At 68.7% G+C, this 23,381-nt stretch carries 20 protein-coding genes; 19 read left to right on the forward strand and 1 reads right to left on the reverse strand.

Features of this window, described 5'->3' with window-relative positions:
* Window positions 1-18: 18 nt before the first annotated feature.
* From nusA to AAF430_00240, 13 genes are all read left to right on the forward strand, one after another.
* Complete coding sequence (gene nusA / locus AAF430_00180; GenBank protein ID MEM7408633.1) at window positions 19-1,341, forward strand: transcription termination factor NusA; 1,323 nt, start codon at window positions 19-21, stop codon at window positions 1,339-1,341.
* A gap of 38 nt (window positions 1,342-1,379) precedes the next feature.
* Window positions 1,380-3,869 (forward strand): translation initiation factor IF-2, encoded by a 2,490-nt coding sequence (infB, locus tag AAF430_00185; GenBank protein MEM7408634.1) that lies wholly within the window; start codon window positions 1,380-1,382, stop codon window positions 3,867-3,869.
* Complete coding sequence (locus tag AAF430_00190) at window positions 3,866-4,213, forward strand: DUF503 domain-containing protein (protein ID MEM7408635.1); 348 nt, start codon at window positions 3,866-3,868, stop codon at window positions 4,211-4,213. Before infB ends, AAF430_00190 begins: the two co-directional genes overlap by 4 nt.
* Entirely contained in the window at window positions 4,214-4,717 is a 504-nt protein-coding gene (gene rbfA, locus AAF430_00195; protein MEM7408636.1) for a 30S ribosome-binding factor RbfA, read from the forward strand.
* Window positions 4,701-5,639 carry a tRNA pseudouridine(55) synthase TruB gene (truB, locus tag AAF430_00200; protein MEM7408637.1) on the forward strand — a complete coding sequence of 313 codons (939 nt, stop codon included), beginning with the start codon at window positions 4,701-4,703 and terminating at the stop codon, window positions 5,637-5,639. The genes rbfA and truB overlap by 17 nt, the downstream gene beginning before the upstream one ends.
* Window positions 5,640-5,838: 199 nt before the next feature.
* Window positions 5,839-6,105: a 30S ribosomal protein S15 gene (rpsO, locus tag AAF430_00205; GenBank protein ID MEM7408638.1), complete on the forward strand. Its 267-nt coding sequence runs from the start codon at window positions 5,839-5,841 to the stop codon at window positions 6,103-6,105.
* A gap of 323 nt (window positions 6,106-6,428) precedes the next feature.
* Window positions 6,429-8,621 carry a polyribonucleotide nucleotidyltransferase gene (gene pnp, locus AAF430_00210; GenBank protein MEM7408639.1) on the forward strand — a complete coding sequence of 731 codons (2,193 nt, stop codon included), beginning with the start codon at window positions 6,429-6,431 and terminating at the stop codon, window positions 8,619-8,621.
* A 144-nt stretch (window positions 8,622-8,765) separates the two neighbouring features.
* Window positions 8,766-9,248 carry a dUTP diphosphatase gene (gene dut, locus AAF430_00215; protein MEM7408640.1) on the forward strand — a complete coding sequence of 161 codons (483 nt, stop codon included), beginning with the start codon at window positions 8,766-8,768 and terminating at the stop codon, window positions 9,246-9,248.
* Window positions 9,245-10,219 carry a CDP-archaeol synthase gene (locus AAF430_00220; protein ID MEM7408641.1) on the forward strand — a complete coding sequence of 325 codons (975 nt, stop codon included), beginning with the start codon at window positions 9,245-9,247 and terminating at the stop codon, window positions 10,217-10,219. The genes dut and AAF430_00220 overlap by 4 nt, the downstream gene beginning before the upstream one ends.
* A gap of 4 nt (window positions 10,220-10,223) precedes the next feature.
* Window positions 10,224-11,546, forward strand: coding sequence for an adenylosuccinate lyase (gene purB / locus AAF430_00225; GenBank protein ID MEM7408642.1), 1,323 nt, complete (start codon window positions 10,224-10,226; stop codon window positions 11,544-11,546).
* Complete coding sequence (purS, locus tag AAF430_00230; protein ID MEM7408643.1) at window positions 11,543-11,788, forward strand: phosphoribosylformylglycinamidine synthase subunit PurS; 246 nt, start codon at window positions 11,543-11,545, stop codon at window positions 11,786-11,788. Before purB ends, purS begins: the two co-directional genes overlap by 4 nt.
* An 8-nt stretch (window positions 11,789-11,796) precedes the next feature.
* On the forward strand, window positions 11,797-12,237 hold the full coding sequence (locus AAF430_00235; protein ID MEM7408644.1) for an abscisic acid-deficient protein Aba4 family protein: 441 nt from the start codon (window positions 11,797-11,799) through the stop codon (window positions 12,235-12,237).
* 309 nt (window positions 12,238-12,546) lie between these two features.
* Window positions 12,547-13,242, forward strand: a complete 696-nt coding sequence (locus AAF430_00240) for a PEP-CTERM sorting domain-containing protein (GenBank protein MEM7408645.1) — start codon at window positions 12,547-12,549, stop codon at window positions 13,240-13,242.
* On the opposite strand, the gene AAF430_00245 is transcribed toward AAF430_00240, so the two are convergent.
* On the reverse strand, window positions 13,239-14,204 hold the full coding sequence (locus AAF430_00245; GenBank protein MEM7408646.1) for a phosphoribosylaminoimidazolesuccinocarboxamide synthase: 966 nt from the start codon (window positions 14,202-14,204) through the stop codon (window positions 13,239-13,241). The two genes, AAF430_00240 and AAF430_00245, sit on opposite strands and share 4 nt — an antisense overlap.
* A 178-nt stretch (window positions 14,205-14,382) precedes the next feature.
* On the opposite strand from AAF430_00245, the gene AAF430_00250 reads away from it, so the two are divergent.
* From AAF430_00250 to AAF430_00275, 6 genes are all read left to right on the forward strand, one after another.
* The gene (locus AAF430_00250) at window positions 14,383-16,029 is read left to right on the forward strand and encodes a hypothetical protein (protein MEM7408647.1); all 1,647 of its coding nucleotides are present in this window, start codon (window positions 14,383-14,385) and stop codon (window positions 16,027-16,029) included.
* A 142-nt stretch (window positions 16,030-16,171) separates the two neighbouring features.
* Window positions 16,172-16,870 (forward strand): phosphoribosylformylglycinamidine synthase subunit PurQ, encoded by a 699-nt coding sequence (gene purQ, locus AAF430_00255; protein MEM7408648.1) that lies wholly within the window; start codon window positions 16,172-16,174, stop codon window positions 16,868-16,870.
* The gene (gene purL, locus AAF430_00260) at window positions 16,867-19,137 is read left to right on the forward strand and encodes a phosphoribosylformylglycinamidine synthase subunit PurL (protein MEM7408649.1); all 2,271 of its coding nucleotides are present in this window, start codon (window positions 16,867-16,869) and stop codon (window positions 19,135-19,137) included. Before purQ ends, purL begins: the two co-directional genes overlap by 4 nt.
* A gap of 46 nt (window positions 19,138-19,183) precedes the next feature.
* The gene (purF, locus tag AAF430_00265) at window positions 19,184-20,647 is read left to right on the forward strand and encodes an amidophosphoribosyltransferase (protein MEM7408650.1); all 1,464 of its coding nucleotides are present in this window, start codon (window positions 19,184-19,186) and stop codon (window positions 20,645-20,647) included.
* Window positions 20,640-22,022, forward strand: coding sequence for a glutamine synthetase family protein (locus AAF430_00270; GenBank protein ID MEM7408651.1), 1,383 nt, complete (start codon window positions 20,640-20,642; stop codon window positions 22,020-22,022). The genes purF and AAF430_00270 overlap by 8 nt, the downstream gene beginning before the upstream one ends.
* 263 nt (window positions 22,023-22,285) lie before the next feature.
* The gene (locus tag AAF430_00275; protein ID MEM7408652.1) at window positions 22,286-23,377 is read left to right on the forward strand and encodes a DUF4388 domain-containing protein; all 1,092 of its coding nucleotides are present in this window, start codon (window positions 22,286-22,288) and stop codon (window positions 23,375-23,377) included.
* The last annotated feature ends 4 nt before the right edge of the window (window positions 23,378-23,381 follow it).

Below are 23,381 nucleotides of genomic sequence, written 5' to 3' on the forward strand. Positions count from 1 at the left end.
GGGTGAGGGGAGCACACGATGATCGGTCTGAAACGCGAAATCGATCAGGTCGCGAAGGACAAGGGCATCAACGCCAGGGAGATCATCGCCGCCCTCGAGGAGGCGATGAAGCAGGCCGCCAAGCGCGAGCGCGGCGTCGACACCGAGATCGACGCGCGCTTCAACGAAGACCTCGGTGAGATCGAGCTCTTCGAGTTCCGCGAAGTGGTGGACGAAGTCACCGACAACGATGCCCACATCAGCCTCGTCGACGCGCGCAGCTTCGACCCGGATGCCGAGGTCGGCGACGAGATTGGCGTGAAGGTCGACACTTCGAGCTTCGGTCGCATCCTCGCGCAGACGGCGAAGCAGGTGATCATTCAGCGCATCCGCGAGGCCGCGCGCGACACGGTCTTCGAGGAGTACAAGGATCGCGCCAACGAGATCGTGAACGGCATCGTTCGGCGCTTCGAGAAGGGCGCGATCATCGTCGACCTCGGACGCGCGGAAGCCGTGATTCCTCCGAAGGAGCAGGTCCCGCGCGAGAACTACCGGCCGAACGACCGGGTCCGCGCCTACGTGGCCGAGGTCAACAAGAACACGAAGGGTTCGCAGATCGTCCTGTCGCGCACTGCGATCGAGATGCTGACGAAGCTCTTCGAGCAGGAAGTGCCCGAGATCTACGAGGGCATCGTGAAGATCGAGGCGGCGGCCCGAGAGCCCGGCGGCCGCTCGAAGATCGCGGTTTCCTCCCGCGACAACGACGTCGACCCGGTCGGCGCCTGCGTCGGCATGAAGGGCAGCCGGGTGCAGGCGGTCGTCCAGGAGTTGCGCGGCGAGCGCATCGACATCGTGCCGTGGAGCGAGGACCCGGCCCGCTACGTGTGCTCGGCGCTGTCTCCTGCCGCCGTGTCCAAGGTGATCATCGACGACGGTGCCCAGTCCATGGACGTGATCGTGCCGGACGATCAGCTCTCCCTCGCGATCGGGCGCAAGGGCCAGAACGTGCGTCTGGCCGTGCAGCTCACCGGCTGGAAGATCGACATCAAGAGCGAGTCGAAGATGCGCGAAGTGGCGCAGTGGCTCGCCGAAGCGGTGTCGGTGGTCGAGGGTTGCGGTGAGGCCGACGCCGAGGTGCTGCTCCAGCAGGGCATCGCGTCTCTCGAGGATCTGGCCAGCTGCTCAGATGAGTTGCTGCTGCAGCTTCCGGGGATCGACGAGGGTGGCGCCGCGTCGATCAAGGCGCGGGCAGTCGAGCTGGCCGAGCAGAAGCGGCAGCAGGAAGAAGAAGAAGCGCGTCGTGCGGCGGAAGAGGCGGCTGCCGCCGCGGCGTCGAGCGGCGCGGAGAGCGACGCAAGCTGAACGCGGGCGATCGAACGATTCGAACGCGAAAGGGCGGAATGGCGAACATCAGAGCGTACAAGCTGGCGGAAGAACTCGGCATCGACCGGGCCGACATCGTGGATCGCGCCGGCGCCGCGGGCGTCGAGCTGAAGAACGCGATGGCGGCCGTCGATGAGGAGACCGCCGCTCTGTTGCGCGAGAAACTCGGCAAGCCGAGCGACTCGGGGAAGGTGGTCACCGAACGCCGCGTGACGGCGTCGGGTGGGGCTGCCGTCATTCGCCGACGCAAGAAGGTGAAGGAGCCCGAGCCGGAGCCCGCACCGGAGCCGGTGGCCGAAGAGGCGCCTGCGTCCGAGCCCGCGGAAGACACGCCGGCCGAGACGCCCGAAACCGAGCCCACGGTCGAGCCCGAATCCGAGGTCGAGCCGGAGTCCGCCCCCACCCCGGCACCGGGTGTCGAGGAGACGCCTGCGCCGATCGCGGCGAAGAAGGAAGAGACCCAGGAGCGTCCCGCGACCGGGACCTCGAGTGGTGGACCCGCCGGCGGACGTCCCGGCGGAGGTGGCGAGCGCACCGGGACCGGCGCGCCGGATCGCTCGGGCCGTCAGCGGAAGCTCGTCCGCGAGGTGGTGAACCTGCGCGAGCAAGAGACACTCGCGCGCCAGGCGACCAGCCGCGCCGCGCCGCTGCGTCGCCAGGTCACCGTCGATCCGCGCACGGCCGTGTCGCCGCGTCGCAAGCGACGTGACGCGCTCAACAAGCCCGCTGCAGCGAAGGCGGCGACGGCGCAGAAGCGCATCCTGCGGATCGAGGGCACCATCTCGGTCGGCGAACTCGCCCGACAGCTCGGTTCGAAGGCGCCGGAGATCCAGCGCAAGCTGATGGCCCTCGGCACGATGGTCTCGATCAATCAGATGATCGACGTCGAGACGGCGACGAAGCTCGCCGATGACTTCGGCTTCGAGGTCCAGGACACGGGCTTCAAGGAGCAGGAGTTCTTCGAGGCGCCCGAGTCGAGCGACGACGAGAACCAGCAGCCGCGTCCGCCGGTCGTGACGGTGATGGGCCACGTCGACCACGGCAAGACGTCGCTGCTGGATGCGATTCGCAACGCCAACGTCGTGGCGGGCGAGGCCGGCGGCATCACCCAGCACATCGGCGCCTATCAGGCGCAGGTGAGCGGCGACACCCTGACCTTCATCGACACGCCCGGCCACGCGGCCTTCACCGAGATGCGCGCGCGCGGCGCGAAGGTGACCGACCTCGTGATCCTGGTGGTGGCGGCGACCGAAGGCATCATGCCTCAGACGATCGAGGCCATCGAACACTCCCAGGCCGCGGAAGTACCGATCGTGGTCGCGATCAACAAGTGCGACCTCCCGGGTGCCGATCCGCAGCAGACGCGCCAGCGCCTGATGGAGCACAACCTGGTCGCGGAAGAGTTCGGCGGGGACATCATCACCGTCGAGGTCTCGGCGACCCAGGGCACCGGTCTCGAGAAGCTGCTCGAGATGGTGCAGCTCCAGTCCGAGCTCCTCGAACTCAAGTCGGACCCGGCGAAGCGCGCTTCGGGCGTCGTGCTCGAGGCGCGTCTCGACAAGGGCCGCGGCCCGGTCGCGACGGTGTTGGTGCAGTCGGGGACGCTGAAGCGCGGCGACATCGTCGTCGTCGGCCAGACCTGGGGCCGCGTGCGTGCGATGGAAGACGAGCACGCGAAGCGTGCGAAGGAAGCGGGCCCGTCGGTGCCGGTCCAGCTCACCGGCCTCACCGGGGTGCCGAACGCGGGTGACCCCTTCCACGTGGTCGAGAGCGAGCGCGTCGCGAAGGAGATCATCTCCCACCGCGAGTCGGAGCAGCGCGATCGGCCGAAGACCACCCCGCGGCGTGTGTCCCTCGACGAGTTCTTCGCCCAGGCGGAGGGCGGCGGCGTGAAGGAGCTGCCGATCGTCGTGAAGGCCGACACCCAGGGTTCGGTCGAGGCGCTGCGGGACGCTCTCCTCAAGCTATCGACGGACGCCGTGAAGGTGGACGTGCTGTTGGCTGGCGTCGGCGCCGTCACCGAGACCGACGTCATGCTGGCCAAGGCCAGCGAGGGCATCATCGTGGGCTTTCACGTGCGCCCGGACCCGGCGGCGCGGAAGTCGGCGGAAGGGCAGGGCGTCGAGATCCGGACCTACAAGATCATCTACGAGGTGGTCGACGAGATCAAACTCGCGATGGCGGGCCTTCTGCCGCCCACCATCAGCGAAAAGTTCGAGGGCCGCGTCGAGGTGCGGGACACCTTCACCGTGCCGAAGGTCGGCACGATCGCGGGCTCCTACGTCTCGGAAGGCACCGTCCGGCGCAACAGCCTGTGTCGCCTGCTCCGCGACGGTGTGCAGATCTACGAGGGCAAGGTCGGTTCGCTCAAGCGCTTCAAGGACGACGCGCGTGAGGTCAACGCCGGCTTCGAGTGCGGTATCGGGATCGAGGGCTACAACGACGTGAAGATCGGCGACGTCATCGAGACCTACGTCATCGAGGAGAAGCCGGCGACCCTCGAATGATCGTCGGCGCCAGCGTCGTCGAACTCCACATCGAAGGGTGCCAATCCCTCAAGGAGAAACGCGGCGTCGTCCGCTCGATCGTCCGGCGCCTGCGCAACCGATTCAACCTCGCCGTCTCCGAGATCGGGGGCCAGGACACCTGGCAGTACGCGGTGATCGGCATGGCGGCGACGGCGGCCGATGAAGCCCAGGCGCGCCAGGTCCTGGAGCGGGCCGGGGTCTTCGTCGAAGACCTGCACCTGGCCCAGGTGCTCTCGACCGACATCGAGATCGTCGACCTTCCCCACGATGAGCGCCCGTGGGACCCGGAGAGTATGGACGTCTTTTCCGAGAGCGAGGATTGAGTGTCGCGTCGTACGGCCCGCATCGAATCCCAGCTGCTTTCCGAGCTCGCGCAGCTGGTGCGACAGGAAGTGACCGACCCCCGCGTGGGGCTGGTGACGCTGACGCGCGCCGACGTTTCGCCGGACCTCGCGAACGCCACGATCTTCTGGAGTGCGCTCGACGCGAACGCCGGCGACGCCGACCTCGAGGGCTGCCAGGAGGGCCTCGAGAGCGCGGCGTCGTTCCTGCGTCACCGGGCGGCACGGGTGTTGCCCCTGCGACGCATGCCCGCTCTGCACTTCCGCTACGATCCGTCGCTCGTTCTGGGGACCCAGACACTCTCGGTGCTGCGAGACGTGTCCGACCCCGACGCGCCCGACGGCGCGGCGCAAGAGGATGCGCGAACCGACTCCCCCGAACTTCCCGCGGAATCCGAGGGAAGTCTGGCCGGAGAGGATCGCGCCGCGCCGCGCGAAGGCGCGCCAGGAATCCAAGAGGAGCGTGCCGATGGCACGGAGGAATAGAAATCGCAGCCGCGAGGCGCCCGGGCCCTCGGGTTTCCTGGTGGTCGACAAGCCCGCCGGCTGGACTTCCCACGACGTCGTCGATGCGGCGCGCGGTTGGTTGGGCACCCGACGCGTGGGACACCTCGGCACCCTCGATCCGCTCGCGACCGGCGTGCTGCCTCTGGCGGTGCGCGCGGCCACGAAGCTCGTGCCCTACGTCCAGGATCGCGAGAAGGGGTACGCCGGCGCGATTCGCCTGGGCGTGATCACCGACACCCTCGATGCCGAGGGGAAGGTGTTGGAGGAGCGGGAGGGACCCTGGCCCGACGAGTCCGAGATTCGCGAGGCGATGCGGGGCTTTCTCGGCGACATCGAGCAGGTTCCGCCGATGTTCAGCGCCGTGAAGAAGGATGGGGTCCCGCTCCACAAGCTCGCCCGCGAGGGGCGAGAGGTGGAGCGCGAGCCGAAGACGATCTCGATTCGTCGCTTCGAGCTCTGCAAATACGACCCGCCCCGCCTCGACATCGAGGTGGACTGCTCGGGGGGCACCTATGTCCGCGTGCTGGCGGCCGACCTGGGTGATCGCCTGGGTTGCGGGGCTCACCTGGCCGACCTGCGGCGGACCCGCAGCGGACCCTTCACCCTGGATCAGGCCACCCCGCCGGAGACGCTCAAGGAAGAGGCGGAGAGCGGCGGACTCGAGAAGCGGCTGGTCTCGCCCCTCGAGGCGCTGGGCCTGCCGGCCATGAGGCTGGATCCCCACGAAATCCAGGCCATCACCCAGGGCTCGGAGATCGCGGCCGAGCCTGGCGGCGGCGCGCCCGGCTCCCGCTGCGTCGGACACGACGGCGAGGGACAGGTGGTTGCGGTCCTCGAGCTCCGGCCCGGACGGCGGCTACGGCCGGTGCGGGTGCTAGAGCCGTTTGCGGGGCGCCGGTAGCTCTGCAAGACTCCCGCATTCTCTAGGGTTTCGCGCCCGCTCACGTTCCGACCCCGCGCTCACGAGCGCTCGGAACAGAAGCTCCGACACCTTCGGGTGCACACCGAGCGAGCGGTCGAAGGTCCGGGACAGGTCTTCACACCTCCCCGCGACTCCACTTCCCCCACCGATCACCGATATTTCGACCGAGGGTTCAGCGTTGATCTCGAGCGCCCACAAGAAGACCACCATCGATTCCCACCGCGTCCACGACAAGGACACGGGTTCTCCCGAGGTGCAGGTCGCACTACTGACCGAGCGCATCAACGGTCTCTCGGAACACTTCAAGGGCCACGCCAAGGATCACCATTCGCGGCGCGGTCTGCTCAAGCTGGTGAGCCAGCGCCGTCGGCTCCTCACCTACCTGCGGAGGACTTCACCCGACCGATACAAGACCCTGATTCAGAAACTGGGTCTGCGCCGCTAGCGAGCGCAGCCACTCGCTCCATCCGGGGCTCTCCACGAGGGAGAGTCAGTAGGGATTCAAGAGAAGCGGAGCGAGTTCGAGCGATCCCAGCGTGGATCGCACCAAAGAACCGGAGGCGAAGTCGCCTCCACCCATCCGGGCGACGTGGAGTGCGTCGTCGCGGAATGCGGAAGTCCGTCATACGCGAAGCCGGTAGCCATCCGGCGCCCGGTTTCGCGCATCACCGATTCCGCATTCCTCGCGCGTCTCCGAAACCATCTCCCCAGCGTTGCCCACGACACGCCCGAAGTGCCCACGTGCACCCGGGCAGGAGATGCAAGGAAATGCCGAACTATTGGTTCCAACCGGAAACGATCACCTTCGATTTCGGTGGTCGCCCGATGACGATCGAAACCGGGCGCTTGGCAAAGCAGGCCCACGGTGCCGCACTCGTCACTTACGGTGACACCGTCGTGCTCGTGACGGCGACGCATTCGAAGCCCCGCCCCGGGATCGACTTCTTCCCGCTCGTCGTCGACTACGTCGAGAAGACCTCTGCTGCCGGGAAGATCCCGGGCGGCTTCTTCAAGCGGGAAGGGCGACTGTCGGACCGCGAGGTCCTGGTGTCGCGCTTCATCGACCGCTCGATCCGTCCGCTCTTCGCCGACGGCTACAACGACGAGACCCAGATCATCGCCACGGTGATGTCGGCGGACGGTGAGAACACGCCGGACATTCCGGCGTTCATCGGTGCCTCCGCGGCGCTGTCGATCTCGGAGATGCCCTTCCTCGGGCCGATCGCTGCCGTCCGCATGGGACGTGCCGACCAGGATCGCTGGCTGATCAATCCCACGCCGGAAGAGAGTGCCGAGAGCGACCTCGACCTCGTGGTCTGCGGGAGCCGCGGTGCACTCGTGATGGTCGAGGGCGGCGCGGATCAGGTGCCCGAGCCCGAGATCCTGGCGGGACTCAAGCGCGCCCACGGTGAGATCGTGAACGCGATCGACGAGATCGACGGACTCGCGAAGAAGGTCGGGAAGACGAAGATCGTCGTCCCCGAGGCCGTCGACAAGAGCGACCTCGAGGCGAAGGTGCGCGCTCAGGCGGAGGCTCAGCTCTCCGAGGCCGTGCGCATCGTCGCGAAGCACGAGCGCTACGACGCGATCTCCGCCGTCGAGAAGGAAGTGATCGACGGCTTCGTCACCGCCTATCGCGACGAACCCGCGAAGCTCGACTCTCTGGCGGCGGTGGAAGATCGACAGAACGGCTTGCGCGAGCTCCAAGGGGACGTGAAGAACATCCTCCACGACTTGCGCTCCGATCTCATGCGCAAGCGGATCATCCAGGACGGCGTTCGGATCGACGGGCGCAAGAGCGACGAGATCCGGCAGATCGCCTGCGAGGTGCGCGCTCTGCCGCGACCCCACGGTGTCGCGGTGTTCACGCGCGGCGAGACCCAGGCGATGGTCTTTACGACCCTCGGCGGCAAGTCGGACGCTCAGACGATCGACTCGCTCACCGAGCGCAAGGACAAGCCCTTCTACCTCCACTACAACTTCCCGCCCTTCTCGGTCGGCGAAGCGCGGATGATGCGGGGACCGGGGCGACGCGAGGTGGGCCACGGCAACCTCGCCGAGCGCGCCATCATGCCGGTGCTTCCGGACATGGAGGCCTTCCCGTACACGATTCGCATCGTGTCCGAGACGCTCGAGAGCAACGGCTCCTCGTCGATGGCCACCGTCTGCGGCGGGGTTCTCTCGATGATGGACGCGGGTGTGCCGCTCAAGGCGCCCGTGGCCGGCATCGCGATGGGGCTGATCGAAGAAGGCGACGAGGTCGCGATCCTCTCGGACATCCTCGGTGACGAGGACCATCTCGGTGACATGGACTTCAAGGTCACCGGCACGCGCGAGGGCATCACCGCCCTGCAGATGGACATCAAGATCCGAAGCGTCGACTGGACCGTGCTCGAGCGAGCCCTCGATCAGGCCCGGGCGGGTCGGCTGCACATCCTCGATTGCATGGAGAAGGAGACGGCTGGCGAGCTGGTGGACTTCCAGCCGCGCACCGAGCTCTCGCGATACGCGCCGCGGGTGAAGATGATCACCATCAAGCCCGACCGCATCCGCGACATCATCGGGCCTGGTGGCAAGGTGATCCGCGGCATCCAGGAAGCGACGAACACGAAGATCGACATCGACGATGCGGGCATCGTCACGATCTTCTCGCCCGACACGGCGGCTCTGGAGCTCGCCGAGGGCATGGTCACCGAGCTGACCCAGGAAGCGGAGCTCGACCGGGTGTACCTGGGGAAGGTGAAGCGCATCACCGACTTCGGCGCCTTCGTCGAGATCTTCCCGGGCACCGACGGGCTGATCCACATCAGCCACCTGGCCGAGGGCCGTGTCGACAAGGTGACCGACGTCGTCAGCGAAGGGGACGAGGTGCTCGCGAAGTGCATCGAGATCGACCCCTCGGGCCGCATCCGCCTGTCGCGGAAGGAAGCCCTGCTGGACGCCGCCGCCAACGGCTCCTAGCCCGGGCTCTGGAAACAAACGCGGGTTGTCGGAGGCGCGTCGCATCCCGTCGCGCCTCCGGCCCCGCGAAGTTTCCGACGTCGGCCCCCGCAGGACCCGCGCGGCTCTTGCAGCCCGCGCAACACCCGGCACTCTCTGGGGCGCATGACCCAGCCCCCCGCACCCGTTCGTGTCGAGATCACGCGTCTCGCTGGGGGGGCGGATTTGCCGCTGCCCACCCGGGCGACGCCGGGAGCCGCGGGCTTCGACTTGCACGCGGCCCTGCCCGAACCCTGTGAGCTCGCGCCCGGTGAGCGGCAGCTGGTTCCGACCGGCTTCGCGATCGCGGTCCCGCCCGGCTACGAGGCGCAGGTGCGCCCGCGCAGCGGTCTGGCCCTTCGACACGGACTCGTGTTGCCCAATGCGCCGGGCACGATCGATTCGGACTATCGCGGCGAGCTGCAGGTCATCCTGTGGAACGCGGGAGAGGACGTCGTGCGCCTCGCGCACGGTGACCGGATCGCCCAGCTCGTGATCGCGCCGGTGCCGCCGGCCCAGTTCGTCGAGGTCGAGCGCCTCGACGACACGTCGCGTGGCGCCGGCGGGTTTGGACACACCGGTACTGCGCCGAAGGGAGCGAACGCGTGACGAATCCCGTGCCCGGAGCCCGCGAGCCCGTCCACCCGCTGCCGCCGACCCCGGAATCCGCGCCGAAGAAGGCCGGACTCACCGATCTGCAGGCGCGGCTGTTGACCGCGTCGATCCTGGTCCCCTGGGTGCTCTGGGCCATCGCCCAGGGCGGCCTCTGGGTGGTTGGAACGGTGATGCTCCTGACCTGGGTCGCCCAGCGCGAGCTCTACGGTCTCGTGGCGGACAAGGGAGCCCAACCCTTCGCCGGCTGGGGGCTCGCTGCGGGAAGTGCGCTGCCGCTGGTTGCCTACATCGGCAACGAATACCACGCGACCCTGCTCATGACGGTGTCGCTGCTCGTCGTGATGATCGCCCAGCTGGGGCGCCAGCAGGCCACCGAGGCGATGGCGAACATCTCGGGCACCTTCTTCGGGATCTTCTACGTGGGCTGGTTGCTCTCCCACGCGGTGGTGCTGCGCGAGTTCCACGGGGTGCTCGTCGGTCGCTACGGCGCCGATACCGCCGCGCGGCTGGGGAGCCTCGAGGACTGCGGCGCCTTCCTCCTCAGCTTCACCCTGGCCGCGGTCGTCTGGAGCGACGCGGGCGCCTATTTCGCGGGGAGGGCCTACGGCAAGACCAAGCTGGCGCCGCGGATCAGCCCGGGGAAGACCGTCGAGGGGGCGGTCGGCGGGGTCGTCGGCGGGACGTTGTGCGCCCTCGCGTTCAAGGGCATCTTCGACCTCTGGTGGCCCGAGTTGTCCCAGATCCTGGGTTGGTGGGAGGCCGCCCTGTTCGGCGTGATCCTCGCAGTGGTCGCGATCATCGGAGATCTCGTCGAATCGCTCTTGAAGCGGGATGCCCAGGTGAAGGACGCCGGAGCCGTCCTGCCGGGCATGGGCGGGGTGCTCGATCGGATCGACGCACCGCTGCTCGCGATCCCGGTGATGTACTACATGATGCTCTTCAGCATCTTCCTACGAGTGGGGTAAAGGTTTGATCGAGCGCTACTCCCGCCCGGCGATGGCGCAGATCTTCTCCGAGGAGGGGAAGTATGCGCGGTGGCTCGAGGTGGAGATCGCCGTCTGTGAGGTGCACGCCGAGCGCGGGCTGATTCCCGCCGAGGCCCTCGAGACGATCCGTACCCGTGCCGCCGTGGACCCGGCGCGCGTGAACGAGATCGAAGCCGAGGTGCGCCACGACGTGATCGCGTTCCTGACGAACGTGGCGGAGAACGTCGGGCCCGATTCCCGCTTCGTGCACTACGGGATGACGTCGAGCGACGTGCTCGATACGGCGTTGGCGCTGCAGATTCGCGATGCGGGGGCGCTCCTCGTCGAGGGCGTCGAGGCGTTGCGCCAGGTGTTGGTGAGGCGTGCGCAGGAGTTCCAACGCACGCCCTGCATCGGGCGCACCCACGGCGTGCACGCCGAGCCGACCACCTTCGGCCTGAAGCTGCTGGTGTACGCCGAGGAGATCCGGCGCCAGCGCGTGCGCCTCGAGCGCGCCCTCGCCGAAGCCGCGGTCGGGAAGATCTCGGGCGCCGTCGGCACTTTCGCCCACCTGCCGCCCGAGGTCGAAGAGGCCGTGTGCGCGCGCCTCGGGATCGGCTTCGAGCCTGCGGCCACCCAGGTCGTGCAGCGCGACCGCCACGCCGCCTTCATTGGCGCCCTCGCGCTCGTCGCGTCGAGCTGCGAGAAGATCGCCGTCGAGTTGCGTCACCTGGCGCGCACCGAGGTGCGCGAGGTGCAGGAAGAGTTCGGGAAGGGCCAGAAGGGCTCCTCGGCGATGCCTCACAAGCGCAACCCGTGGCGGCTCGAGAACGTGACGGGCCTGGCGCGCGTCGTCCGTGGCTACGCCGGCGCGGCGCTCGAGAACCAGGCGCTGTGGCACGAGCGGGACATCAGCAACTCGTCGGTCGAGCGGATGATCTTCCCCGACGCCTGCGTCACGGTCGACTTCATGTTGCATCGGCTCACCGGTCTGGTGGACACGCTGGTCGTGTTCCCCGACCGGATGCGCGAGAACCTCGAGATGACCCGCGGCCTGGCCTTCAGCGGCACCTTGCTGCTCGAGCTCGCCGCGAAGGACCTGACCCGCGAAGACGCCTACGCCCTGGTCCAGAAGCACGCGATGGATACCTGGGACCACGGCGGCGAATACCGCGAGCGGATCCTCGGCGACCCGAAGATCACGAGCGTCCTGTCGAAGGAAGAGATCGATCGCGCCTTCAGTCTCGACGAGGCGTTGCGACACGTCGACGCGATCTTCGAACGCACCCTGGCCCTGGCCGAAGACAACCCGGAGACCTCCGCGTGAAAGCCACGATCCACGTGACCCTCAAGCCCGACGTGCTGGACCCGCAGGGGAAGGCCATCCGCAACGCGAGTGCTCAGCTCGGCTACGACGCGATCACGGGCGTGCGCCAGGGGAAGCTCTTCGAGATCGAGCTCGACGCGTCGGGGGCCGACGAGGCGCGGAGGCTGCTCGACGAGCTGGCCGACAAGCTCCTGGCCAACCCGGTGATCGAAGACTACGAGATCATTCGGCTCGAAGACTGACGACCCCGATGGAGTCGGCCGATCTCGTCTTTGCCCTCTTGAACCTGTCGGTGCTCCCCTGGTGGGGCATCTGGCTGGTAGCCCCGCGCTCGGCCCTGGCGCGTCTGTTCGCCGGGCACGCGGCCGTCTTCATCGGTCTCGGTGTCGTGTACACGTCGCTGCTCGCGGCCGCCCTGGTCACCGAACCGCTCCAGGGCTTCGGCTTCGAGAGCGTGCGCGCGACCCTGGGAAGCCCGCTGGGGTTCTTGACGGGCTGGACTCACTTCCTGGCGCTCGATCTGTTCTGCGGGGCGTGGATCGTCCGTGAGTCGAACCGGCTGAGCCTCGAGCCGCGACTGTTCCTCTTCTTCGCCATGATGCTCGCGCCGATCGGGCTCGCGGGCTTCCTGCTACGTCGCGCGCTCTATTTGCGCAGTCTCGGTCAACTGGGCGAGGTCGATCTCGCCTGACACCGTAGGCGGTTCCCGGTGAAAGCCGGAGTCGTCGGTGTAGGAAGCGCGTACCGCCGCGCGCGGCGCAAGCCGAAGTGCAACCCGGTCGCGTTTGGTCGCGTGTCGCGCTCGCGAGTCGTTTCGCGAAACGCCCGATGTCGCGCGTCTCCGGCGCTCTACCGATGGTTTCGCAATTCGCGCGCGGCGTACGCGGAACTACCGAGCGAATCAAGCTCTGCGCGTTCGTGTCGATAGGGCTCTCGGCAACATGGTTTCCGCGTGGCCATCCGCGATGCGGAGTGGAAACGCGTGCGAAGGAGTTCTTCGATGATCCGAATCGCAACCGTCCGAGGTGTCTGCCTGGCCGCGATGACGTTCCTCTGGATCGGCGCCTCGGCGCAGGCCGCTCCGATCCTGCTGCAGAACGGGGCGGCCACGACCTCTCTGACGGGTCTCGACGTCGGTCAGGCGAGCGACGGCACGACGACTGGCGCCGGCGGTTGGTCCTCCGGCGGTCCGGGGACGGCCGTCTGGGAGACGGCGACGGACGTCGGCATGGGCGCGTTCAACGTCACGCTGAACCAGGCCTTCGGCTTCGGTCACATGATCGGCCGCTTCCGGATCTCGGTGACTACGGACGATCGCTCCATGTTCGCGGACGGCCTGGCGAACGGCGGTGATGTCACGGCCAACTGGATCGTGCTCTCCCCGACCAGCGTGACGGTACCGGCGGGCATGACCTTCTCCGTGCTGGGCGACGACACGATCATCACCGGCAACCCCGCGAACACGGGCGACTACGTGGTCGGGTACAACCTCGGCATCACGGGCGTGACGGGCATCCGGATCGAGCTGGTGCAGCACCCGGCGCTGCCGCTCGGTGGCCCGGGCTACGCCGCGAACGGCAACTTCGTGCTGACCGAGCTGAGCATGGACGCGGTCGTCGCGCCCGAGCCCGGCACGGCCATGCTGGTCGCGCTCGGTCTCGTCGCGCTGGGCGTCGGACGGCGCCGACGCCGCTAGGCGAGTCCCAGGTTCCGCCGGATGCGGATCTCGGGTGCCTCGGTGTCCGGCTCGAAATCGCTGCCGGTGATCTGCTCGAAGGCTTCGATGTAGCGGCGTGACGCTTCGCAGCGCACGTCGACCGGCAGCTCCGGCGGCGTGCCGTCCCCGCGATAGCCCCGCTCACCGAGCCAGCGCCGCACGTACTCCTTGTCGAGCGCGTCGGGCGCCCGTCCATCGGAGAGCGCTCGCTCGTAGCGGTCGCGATACCAGTAGCGGGAAGAGTCGGGCGTGTGGATCTCGTCGACGACGACCAGGCTGCCGTCGTCCTGCTGGGCGATCTCGTACTTCGTATCCACGAGGATGAGCCCGCGGCTCTCGGCCCACCGCTGTCCCTCGGCGAAGAGCGCGTGCGAGAGCTTTGCGGCGGCGTCGTAGGTCGCCTCGGTCAGCGTGCCGCTGGCGATGATCTCCGCGCGTGAGGTCAGCTCGTCGTGTCCGCCCTTCGGCGCCTTGGTGGTGGGCGTGAGCAGGGGCTCGGGCAGCTTCTCGTGGGCGCCCATGCCTTCGGGCAGCCGATGGCCGCAGTACTCGCGCTCGCCCCTTGCATAGGCGGTCCAGATCGAGGTGTTCGTCGACCCGGTGAGGTAACCGCGCATCACGAACTCCACCGGGAGCGGCTTGAGCTCGCGAACGACGGAGACGGCCGGGTCGGGAACCGAGAGCAGATGGTTCTCGGCCAGATCACGGGTCTTCTCGAACCAGAACGCGGCGAGCTGGTTCAGGACCTGTCCCTTGAAGGGGAGGGTGCCCACGACCACGTCGAAGCAGCTCACCCGGTCTGTGACGACGATCGTGCGTCGGTCTGCGGCGACGTAACTGTCGCGGACCTTCCCCTCGACGCGGTGCCCGAGGCCCTCGAAGCGGGTCTCGGCCAGGGTCTGATCGCACTGGTCACGCAGGAGTCGGGGGTCGGTTCCCATGCGTTCTCTCGTGGGTCCGCTCGCGAGGGCGATGCGGGTGGGGGGCGGCGGGGCCTCGGCGGACTGCGAACCGGCGGCTCGTGCCTGGCGAGGAGAGGCCCGGTGGCGCCTGGGGGGAGGCCAGCATGCTACAAAGCTCCGTCGTTCCGGTCCAGAAATCGGGGGGAGGAGCGCACGGATGGGGGCCGGACGCACCATCGCGACGGGACTCGCCATCGTCCTGCAAACGCTGTTCGCGTGGCTGCTCTTCAGCGGCCTCGAGGCCCCTCTGCTTTGGCACGACGAAGCCGACACGGCGATGTTCGGTCGCCGCATCCTCGACTACGGCTACCCGAAGGTGCACGGGCCGGTGAACACCACCTACGGCGTGCAGCATCCGCTCGAGGTGGGCAGCGTCGCCGGGCTCGATGCCTACGTGGGCTCGCCCTGGGGCCAGTACTACTTCGCCGCACCCGCGGTGGCGTGGTCCGACGGAGCCGACGGCTTCGCCGCGCGGACCTGGCGCATGCGGGTGCCCTTCGTGCTCGCTGGCTGGTGCGGCGTGTTGTTGCTCGGCGTCGTCGGGGCCGCGGGCTGGCGTCGGCTCGGAGCCTCGGTCCCGCTGTTCTGGTGCGGTTACGGCGTCGCGCTGATGGCGAACGTCTCCCTCCAGCTCCATCTGCGCGAGGTTCGCTACTACCCGCTCGTCGTCCTGGCCCTGGGTCTGGTCGCCGCCCTCGAGCTGCGTCGGCACGCATCGCCTTCCCAGGGGGCCCCGCGACCCGCGACGCTCGTGTTGGCGGGCGTTCTGTGGCTCCTCTTCAACCTGTTCTATCCCGCCTACGCGGCCGTCACGCTGGCGGCCGGAGCCATCTACGCGCTGCGCGCGCTTCCCGAACCGGGGTGGGTCGCCCGCCTGCGCCGCTTCGGCGCGGAAGCCGGCCCCTACCTGGTCGCCGGACTCGCGGTCCTGCCGATGGCGCTCTTCTACCAGATCCCCCAGCAGAGCCAGGCCTTTCTCACCGCCTTCCGCGGCGAAGGCCACGCCTGGTGGCCTCGCTTTCTCGACGGGGGGGCCTACCTGCTCCGCTACGAATGGTGGGCGGTTGCGATCGTCGGCGTGGGATGGGCGGCCTGGGGGCACCTCCGACGTGGTGGGCCGGACGCGGCCACGCGACCCGTGCTGGCCGGCTGCGGCTCCGTTCTGCTCGTGGTCGCGGTGTGGTGGGCCCTGGTCGCGCGCACCCCGTTCTTCTACGAGCGCTACTACGTGGCGCTCTCGCCGCTCCTGGCCTGCGTCGGCGTGCTCGCGGCGGGGCTCTTGTGGCAGCAGCGCTCGGCAGCCTCGGCCCGTGTGGCCGGCGGCGTCCTCGCCGTGCTCTGCCTCTTCTCACTCCACGCCCGCACGCCCGACCTGGCGGGCCGTTGGAGCGGGATGGGCGAGCGCTACCGCGGGCCGCTCGATGTCGCCGTGCGGTTCGTTGCCGACCTGCCTCCGCAAGAACGGCCGCTCGTGGTCTCGACGAACTACGAGGACCACAGCTTCATGTTCTACCTGGGCGCGAAGGCGGTATTGGGCTTCTACGCGCCGGATCGTGTCGGTGACCGCGCCGTGCTGCCCGACGTGATCATTCCCCGGCCCTGGGCGAAGAACCAGAAAGCGCTGATCGACCAGGCCCGCCGGGCGTCCTTCGAGGCCCACGAGCTGCCGGTCGCCAACCTCAAGGCGAACAACGTTCCGTCGCTGTCCGAGCGCAACCAGGCGAAGCTGGTACACCGCTTCGTCTCCCCCCCGCCAGACGCCGGTTTCGGGCCTCTGCGTATCTACGTGCGGCAAGAACCCTGAGACGGGGCAGGGCGCTTGTTGGGCCCGGGGTGGGTGGTTAGACTGCTCGCGTTCCCGCTCCATCCCCAGTCCAAGTCCCAGTTCCACTGGCCTTCCGTGGGCGCCCCCCTGCCGTCGTGACCCACGTTCGAGGGATCCCCCGATGTTCTCGGTCATCCAATTGCCGGGTTCGAACGACGATCGCGATCTGCATTTCGCGATGAAGTCCGTCCTGGGCGCACCGGCGAAGCTGGTGTGGCACAAGGATGCGGCGCTGCCCGCCGACACCGCCGGGGTGCTGATCCCCGGTGGCTTCTCCTATGGCGACTACCTGCGCGCCGGCGCGATGGCGCGCTTCGCTCCGATCCTCGCCGACGTGAAGCGCTTCGCCGACAACGGCGGCCCGGTCCTCGGCATCTGCAACGGCTTCCAGATCCTCTGCGAGTCCGGGCTCCTGCCCGGCGCGTTGGTGCGCAACCACCATCTCCACTTCGTCTGCGAGGAGGTCATCCTGCGCGTCGAGCACGCCAGGGCGCCGTTCACCTCGCGCGCGCGCCAGGGACAGACCCTCCGGATCCCGATCAAGCACGGCGAGGGGGCCTACCACGCTTCGCCCGAGCTGCTCGAGCGGATCGAGGCGAACGGCCAGGTGCGGCTGCGCTACGTGGACGCGGCCGGTGAGGCGACGCCGGCGGCGAACCCGAACGGCAGCGTCGCGAACATCGCGGGCGTGACGAGCGAGCGCGGCAACGTGCTCGGTCTGATGCCCCACCCGGAGCATGCCGTCGAGGCGGGGCTCGGGGGGGAGGACGGTCGCGTCGTGCTCGGCTCGCTCGTCGATGCGCTGGCGGGCTCCCATTGACCGAGCTGCGCGAACCCACCGTCGATCTCGCACTGGCCCGCGAGCACGGTCTGACCGACGCCGAGTACGCCCGCATCCAGGAGCTACTCGGCCGGGTCCCCAGCTTCTCCGAGCTCGGCATCTTCTCGGTGATGTGGGCGGAGCACTGCTCCTACAAGTCCAGCAAGAAGTATCTGAAGCAGCTGCCCACCGAAGGGCCGCAGGTGTTGCAGGGCCCCGGCGAGAACGCGGGTGTCGTGTCGATCGGGGACGGCCTCGCGGTCGTCTTCAAGATCGAAAGCCACAACCATCCCTCGTTCATCGAGCCGAAGCAGGGCGCCGCGACCGGCGTCGGCGGCATCCTGCGCGACGTGTTCACGATGGGTGCACGTCCGATTGCGTCCCTCGACTCGCTGCGCTTCGGTCCCCTCGACGACCCGCTGCATCAGTACCTGCTGCGCGGCGTCGTGTCGGGCGTGGGCGGCTACGGCAACCCGGTGGGCGTCGCCACCGTCGGAGGGGAGACCACCTTCCACGAGTGCTACCGCGGCAACATCCTGGTGAACGCCTTCAACCTCGGACTGGTCGAGGTGGACAAGATCTTCCTCGCGAAGGCGGCGGGGGTCGGCAACCCGGTGATCTACGCGGGCAGCAAGACCGGCCGCGATGGGATCCACGGGGCGAGCCTGCTCGCCTCGGCCGAGTTCGACGAAGAGAGCGAGGCGAAGCGCCCGACGGTGCAGGTGGGTGACCCGTTCACCGAGAAGTGCCTGATCGAAGCTTGCCTGGAGCTGATGCAGACCGACGCGATCGTCGGGATCCAGGACATGGGCGCCGCCGGCCTGACCTGCTCTTCCTTCGAGATGGCCAGCAACTCGGGCACCGGCATCGAACTCGACCTCGACCGCGTGCCCCAGCGCGAGAAGGGCATGACGCCCTACGAGCTGCTCCTGTCCGAGAGCCAGGAACGCATGCTGATGGTCGCGAAGGCCGGTCGTGAGGACGAAGTCTGCGCGATCTTCGAGCGCTGGGACCTCGACGCTTGCGTGGTCGGGCGCGTCACCGACGACGGCCGCATGCGCATCCAGTGGCAGGGTCACCCGGTGGTCGACATCCCGGTCGCGCCCGTGGCCCACGAGAGCCCGGAGCTGGACCGCCCGGTGCGCGAGCCCGCCGACCGGCTCGAGCGCCAGAAGCTCGACCTCGCGTCGGTCGCGCCCGAGGACGACCTCACCGGAGCCCTCCACGCGCTCCTCGACGATCCGAACCTCGCGTCGAAGCAGTGGCTGTACCGCCAGTACGACCAGCTCGTCCAGGGGAACACCCTGATCGGTCCGGGGGGCGACGCCGCCCTGGTGCGCATCAAGCGCGAAGACGGCACGACGACCACGAAAGCGGTGGCCCTCGCCGTCGACTGCAACCCGCGCTGGTGCTGGCTCGATCCCTACCAGGGAGCGATCGCCGCCGTCGCCGAAGCCGCGCGCAACGTCGCCTGCACCGGCGCCCGCCCGCTGGCCCTCACCAACTGTCTCAACTTCGGCAACCCGGAGAAGCCCGAGATCATGTGGGAGTTCGCCGAGGCGACGCGCGGCATGGGCGACGCGTCCCGCGCCCTCGGCACCCCGGTCGTGTCGGGGAACGTCTCCTTCTACAACGAGACCTCCGGTCGCGCGATCTTCCCCACGCCGACGATCGGGGTGGTCGGCGCTCTCGAAGACTGGGCGCATCACGCGAAGGCGGCGTTCCCGGGGCCCGACCACGACATCGTGCTGCTCGGGGACACCCGGGAAGAACTCGGTGGCAGCAGCTGGCTCGCCCTGCGTCGCGACATCGAGGCCGGCACCCCCCCGACCGTCGACCTGGCCCACGAGCGCCGGCTGACGGATCTGCTGGTCGAAGGCGTCGCTTCCGGCGAAATCACCAGCGCCCATGACACCTCCGACGGCGGCCTCGCCGTGGCCCTGGCGGAATGCTGCTTCACCGGGCCCGCGCTCGTCGGTGCCCACGTCGCGCTCGACGATGCGATCCGCCCGGATGCGCTGCTGTTCGGGGAGACTCCCGGTCGCGTCGTCGTGACCACGCGGGATGCCGCGGCACTGCTCGCCGTCGCCGAGCGGCACGGCGTGCCGGCCCGAAAGATCGGCCGCACGGGCGGGAGCCGCCTAGTGGTGGGCGCGCCCGACCGCGCGGCCTGGATCGAGGCCGAGGTCAGCGCGCTCCAGCAGCGCTGGGAGCGGGCGATCCCGCGGCGTCTGGGCGAAGCGGAAACCGGATCTGCGGAAAGCTGAAGGTGCGGCCCGTGCGCGCCGAAAGAAGGACGAGCCCGCAATGACGATGTCCCGAGAAGAACTGGCGGAACTGGTCGAGGCGCATCTCGACGATCGCTTCCACGACGAATGCGGCGTCGTGGCGGTTCAGGGGCATCCGGAAGCCGCGAAGATCGCTTATCTCGGTCTCTACGCGCTGCAACACCGGGGGCAGGAGAGCGCCGGCATCGTCAGCTGCCCGGGCGGCGGACGCCCCCTCGACGTCCACCGCGGGATGGGCCTGGTGGCGGACGTCTTCAACGAGCGGATCCTCGAGCGCCTCGACGGGCGCATGGCCATCGGTCACGTGCGCTACTCGACGGCGGGCGATAGCGCGCTCGTGAACGCCCAACCCTTCTGTGCGACGACGGACGCGGGTCCGACCGCGATCGCCCACAACGGCAACCTGGTCAATGCGCTGCCGATCCGCCGCGAGCTCGAGGGGCGGGGCGCGATCTTCAGCACCACCGCCGACAGCGAGGTGATCGTCCAGCTGCTGGCGCGCTCGCGCGAGCGCACGCCGGAAGAGCGACTAATCGATGCCCTCTCCCGGGTGAAGGGCGCCTTCAGTCTGGTGATGATGACCCACGATGCGCTGGTCGCGGCGCGCGACCCGCGTGGGTTCCGGCCCCTGTCGCTCGGCCGCCTCGACGGCGCCTGGGTGCTGGCCAGCGAGACCTGCGCCTTCGACCTGATCGGGGCCACTCACGAGCGCGACCTCGCGCCGGGCGAGATGGTGGTGATCCGGCGTGGTCGCCTGCGCAGTCTGCACCCCTTCCGCGCCGAGCCCGAGAGCTTCTGCATCTTCGAGCACATCTACTTCGCGCGGCCCGACTCGAACCTGATCGGACACAACGTCTACGAGTTCCGCAAGGAGCTCGGGCGCACCCTCGCCCGGGAGCACCCGGTGGCAGCGGACGTGGTGGTGCCCGTGCTCGACTCGGGGAACACGGCCGCACTCGGCTACGCCGAGGAATCGGGAATCCCCTACGACCAGGCCCTGATCCGCAATCACTACGTCCAGCGCACCTTCATCGAACCGGCCCAGTCGATTCGCCACTTCGGGGTGAAGGTGAAGCACAACGCGGTGAAGGGGGCGCTCGCCGGCAAGCGCGTGATCCTGGTCGACGACTCGATCGTGCGCGGTACCACGCTCACGAAGATCGTGAACATGCTGCGCAACGCCGGCGCCAGCAGTGTCCACCTGCGGATCTCCTCACCGCCCACGATCGGGCCCTGCCACTACGGCATCGATACGCCGACCCGCAGTGAGCTGATCGCGAGCCAGCACAGCGTCGACGAGATTCGCGCGATCATGGGCGCCGACTCGCTCGGCTATCTGTCGCTCGAAGGCTTGCGGAAGTGCGGCACGCGCATCAAGCACGGCTTCTGCGACGCCTGCTTCAGCGACGAGTACCCCGTCGAGCTCGGCGAGCAAGGGCCGGTACCCCAGCTCTCCCTCTTCCGGTCGGTCGATCCCGAAGATGTCTGAGCCGGGCGGCCGACTCGACCTCGCGGCCCTGCAGCGGGCCGTGAGCGATGGCCGCATCCACACCGTGATCACCGCGTTGCCCGATCTCTTCGGTCGGCTCGTCGGCAAGCGCATCACCGCGTCCTTCTTCCTGGAAGAAGTCGTGCCCCACGGCATGCACGTGTGTGACTACCTGCTGGCGAGCGACATGGAGATGGACCCGACGCCGGGCTACGCCTTCACCAGTTGGGAGACCGGCTACGGAGACCTGCACGCGGTTCCCGATCCGGGCACCCTGCGCGTGGCGGCGTGGCACGAGGGGACGGCCGTCGTGCTCTGCGACGCCCTCGACGCAGCCGGCCAGCCGATCGAAGTCTCGCCGCGGCGCATCCTCCAGCGTCAGCTGCAGCGTCTCGCGGAGCGGGGCTGGACGGCGAAGATGGGCAGCGAGCTCGAGTTCTTTCTGCTCGGCGACGACTACGCGGCCGCCCACGAGAAGGGCTACCGCAACCTCGCGCCGACCCAGCGCTACATCGAGGACTACCACGTCCTGTCGGGCAGCTATGTCGAGAACGTGATCGGGGCGATCCGCCGGGAGGTCGATGCCTCGGCGATCCCGGTGGAGTTCAGCAAGGGCGAGTGGGGCCCGGGCCAGCACGAGATCAATCTCCGCTACGCGGAAGCGATGGAGATGGCGGACCGGCACGTCCTCTACAAGCTCGCGGCGAAGGAGATCGCTGCGCGACACGGCCACGGGCTCACCTTCATGGCGAAGTACGACGAGGAACTCGCGGGCAGCAGCCTGCATGTCCATGCGTCGCTGTGGGAGGGGGAGGCGGCCGCCTTCGCGGGCACGGCGGAGCTGCCCGGGGCGCCCACGACCTCCTCGGACACCTTCCGTTTCTTCCTCGGCGGACTCCTGTCCCATGCGCCGGCGCTGACGATGCTCTTCGCGCCCAACCCCAACTCCTACAAGCGCTACCGCCCGGGCACCTTTGCGCCCACGGCGATCGCCTGGAGCTACGACAACCGCACCGCGGGGTTCCGGGTGGTCGGCCACGGGCCGTCGCTGCGCGTCGAGTGTCGAATCCCGGGTGCGGATGCGAACCCCTATCTCGTCTACGCCGGGATGCTGGCGGCCGGACTCGACGGCATCGAGCGCGAGCTCGATCCGGGGGCTGCCTTCGAGGGCGACGTCTACGCGGCCGAAGGGCTGCCCCAGATGCCGAACTCGCTCACCGAGGCCGCGCGGGTCTTCGAAGAGAGCGCCTTCGTGCGCGCGGCCTTCGGCGACGACGTTGCCGCTCACTTGCTGCACTTTGCGCGCACCGAGCAGCGCGAGATCGAATCGCGGGTGAGCGACGTCGAGCGGCGCCGCTACCTCGAACGCATCTAACGTCCCTTCCGCGTACGCAGCGCGCCGGCAACGGCTGCGCAACGTCAGGCGCGCATGGCTTTTTTCGCGACAGCTCGGGCACCGGTCCGCCGATCTGTTGGTGAGGCGATTTTGCCCCACATCCATCGGACGGTTGAACGGACGTGGCCACCCCGGGACCCCTTCTCGAGGTCGAATACAGCGACGCGCGCGCGTTTGGCGAAGATTTTCAGGCAAATCTCGCCAACGGAGGCGTCTTCGTTTCCACCGAAGACGTTCCGGAATTGCGCGCGCGCGTCTGCGTTCGCTTGCACTTGCGTTGGTGCGAGCACCAGATCGATCTCGAAGGCGAGGCCGTCCATGTCGTGCCCCCGGAAATGGCCGACATGGGCGGGCGCGCCGGGGTGGCCGTCCAGTTCGACGGAGCGCCCGCCGAGATTCGCGCCCAACTCGAGCCCTACTGCGCAGCGCCGGCCGAGCCGACGCTGCCGCCGCCCGAGAACGAAGAGCGCATCGCACCCCGCAAGCTCGTTCGCGTCAACGCCACGATCGACGGACCCGACGGCCGCGTCGACGGGCGCACCCGCAACCTCTCGCGCAACGGCGTGCTGATCGGCTTCGAAGCCGGCGCGGTCGCGCTCCAGTCGGCGGTGACAGTCGGGATGGAACACCCGGCAACCAGGGAACGCCTCGAGATTGCCGGCGTCGTCGTACGCGCGGTCGAACACGGCGGCCGGGTGAACGCGGTGGCCGTGCACTTCGACACGGACGCGCCGAACCGGGACGAAATCGAGGGATTCATCGAGAGCGTCCAGAGCGTCGAGCACACGCGGCGCCTCGGCGGCATCACCGGGCCGATCGCCGAGCTCGGCCCCCAGGCCCTCGTGCAGATGTTCGCGAACACCGCGCCCCAGGGAACGATCCTGCTGCGCAGCGGCGAGGACGAGGGCGTCGTGTGCTTCGAGGGCGGCCTGATGGTCTCCGCGGATACGGGGGGCACGTCGGGCATGAAGGCGCTGGTGCGCATGCTCTCCTGGCGCGAAGGCACCTTCGAGTTCCATACGGGCGTCGAGGATCGGGGGGAGGGCGCAGCCCCGTTCCCGCTCGAGGCTGCGATCTTCGATGCGGTTCGCCAGCTCGACGAAGGCGAACGCGCCGAGCCGGGTAGCTTCCCGCTGCAGGCGCGTCTGACCGCGGCACCCGGGGCCGACCTGGGCGCCGCCGGGGATCTCTCGAAGCTCGAGCAGGCGTTGCTCGACCTGGCCGCGGCCGGCTTCTCGCTCCAACGCGCGCTCGAGGTGATCCCGGAGCCCGACCCCGAGATCTTCACCGCTCTGCGCCAGCTGATCGACGCCGAGCTGCTCGAGCTGCGCTGAGCGT

The organism is Myxococcota bacterium, assembly GCA_039030075.1.
Taxonomy (GTDB): Bacteria; Myxococcota_A; UBA9160; order UBA9160; family SMWR01; genus JAHEJV01.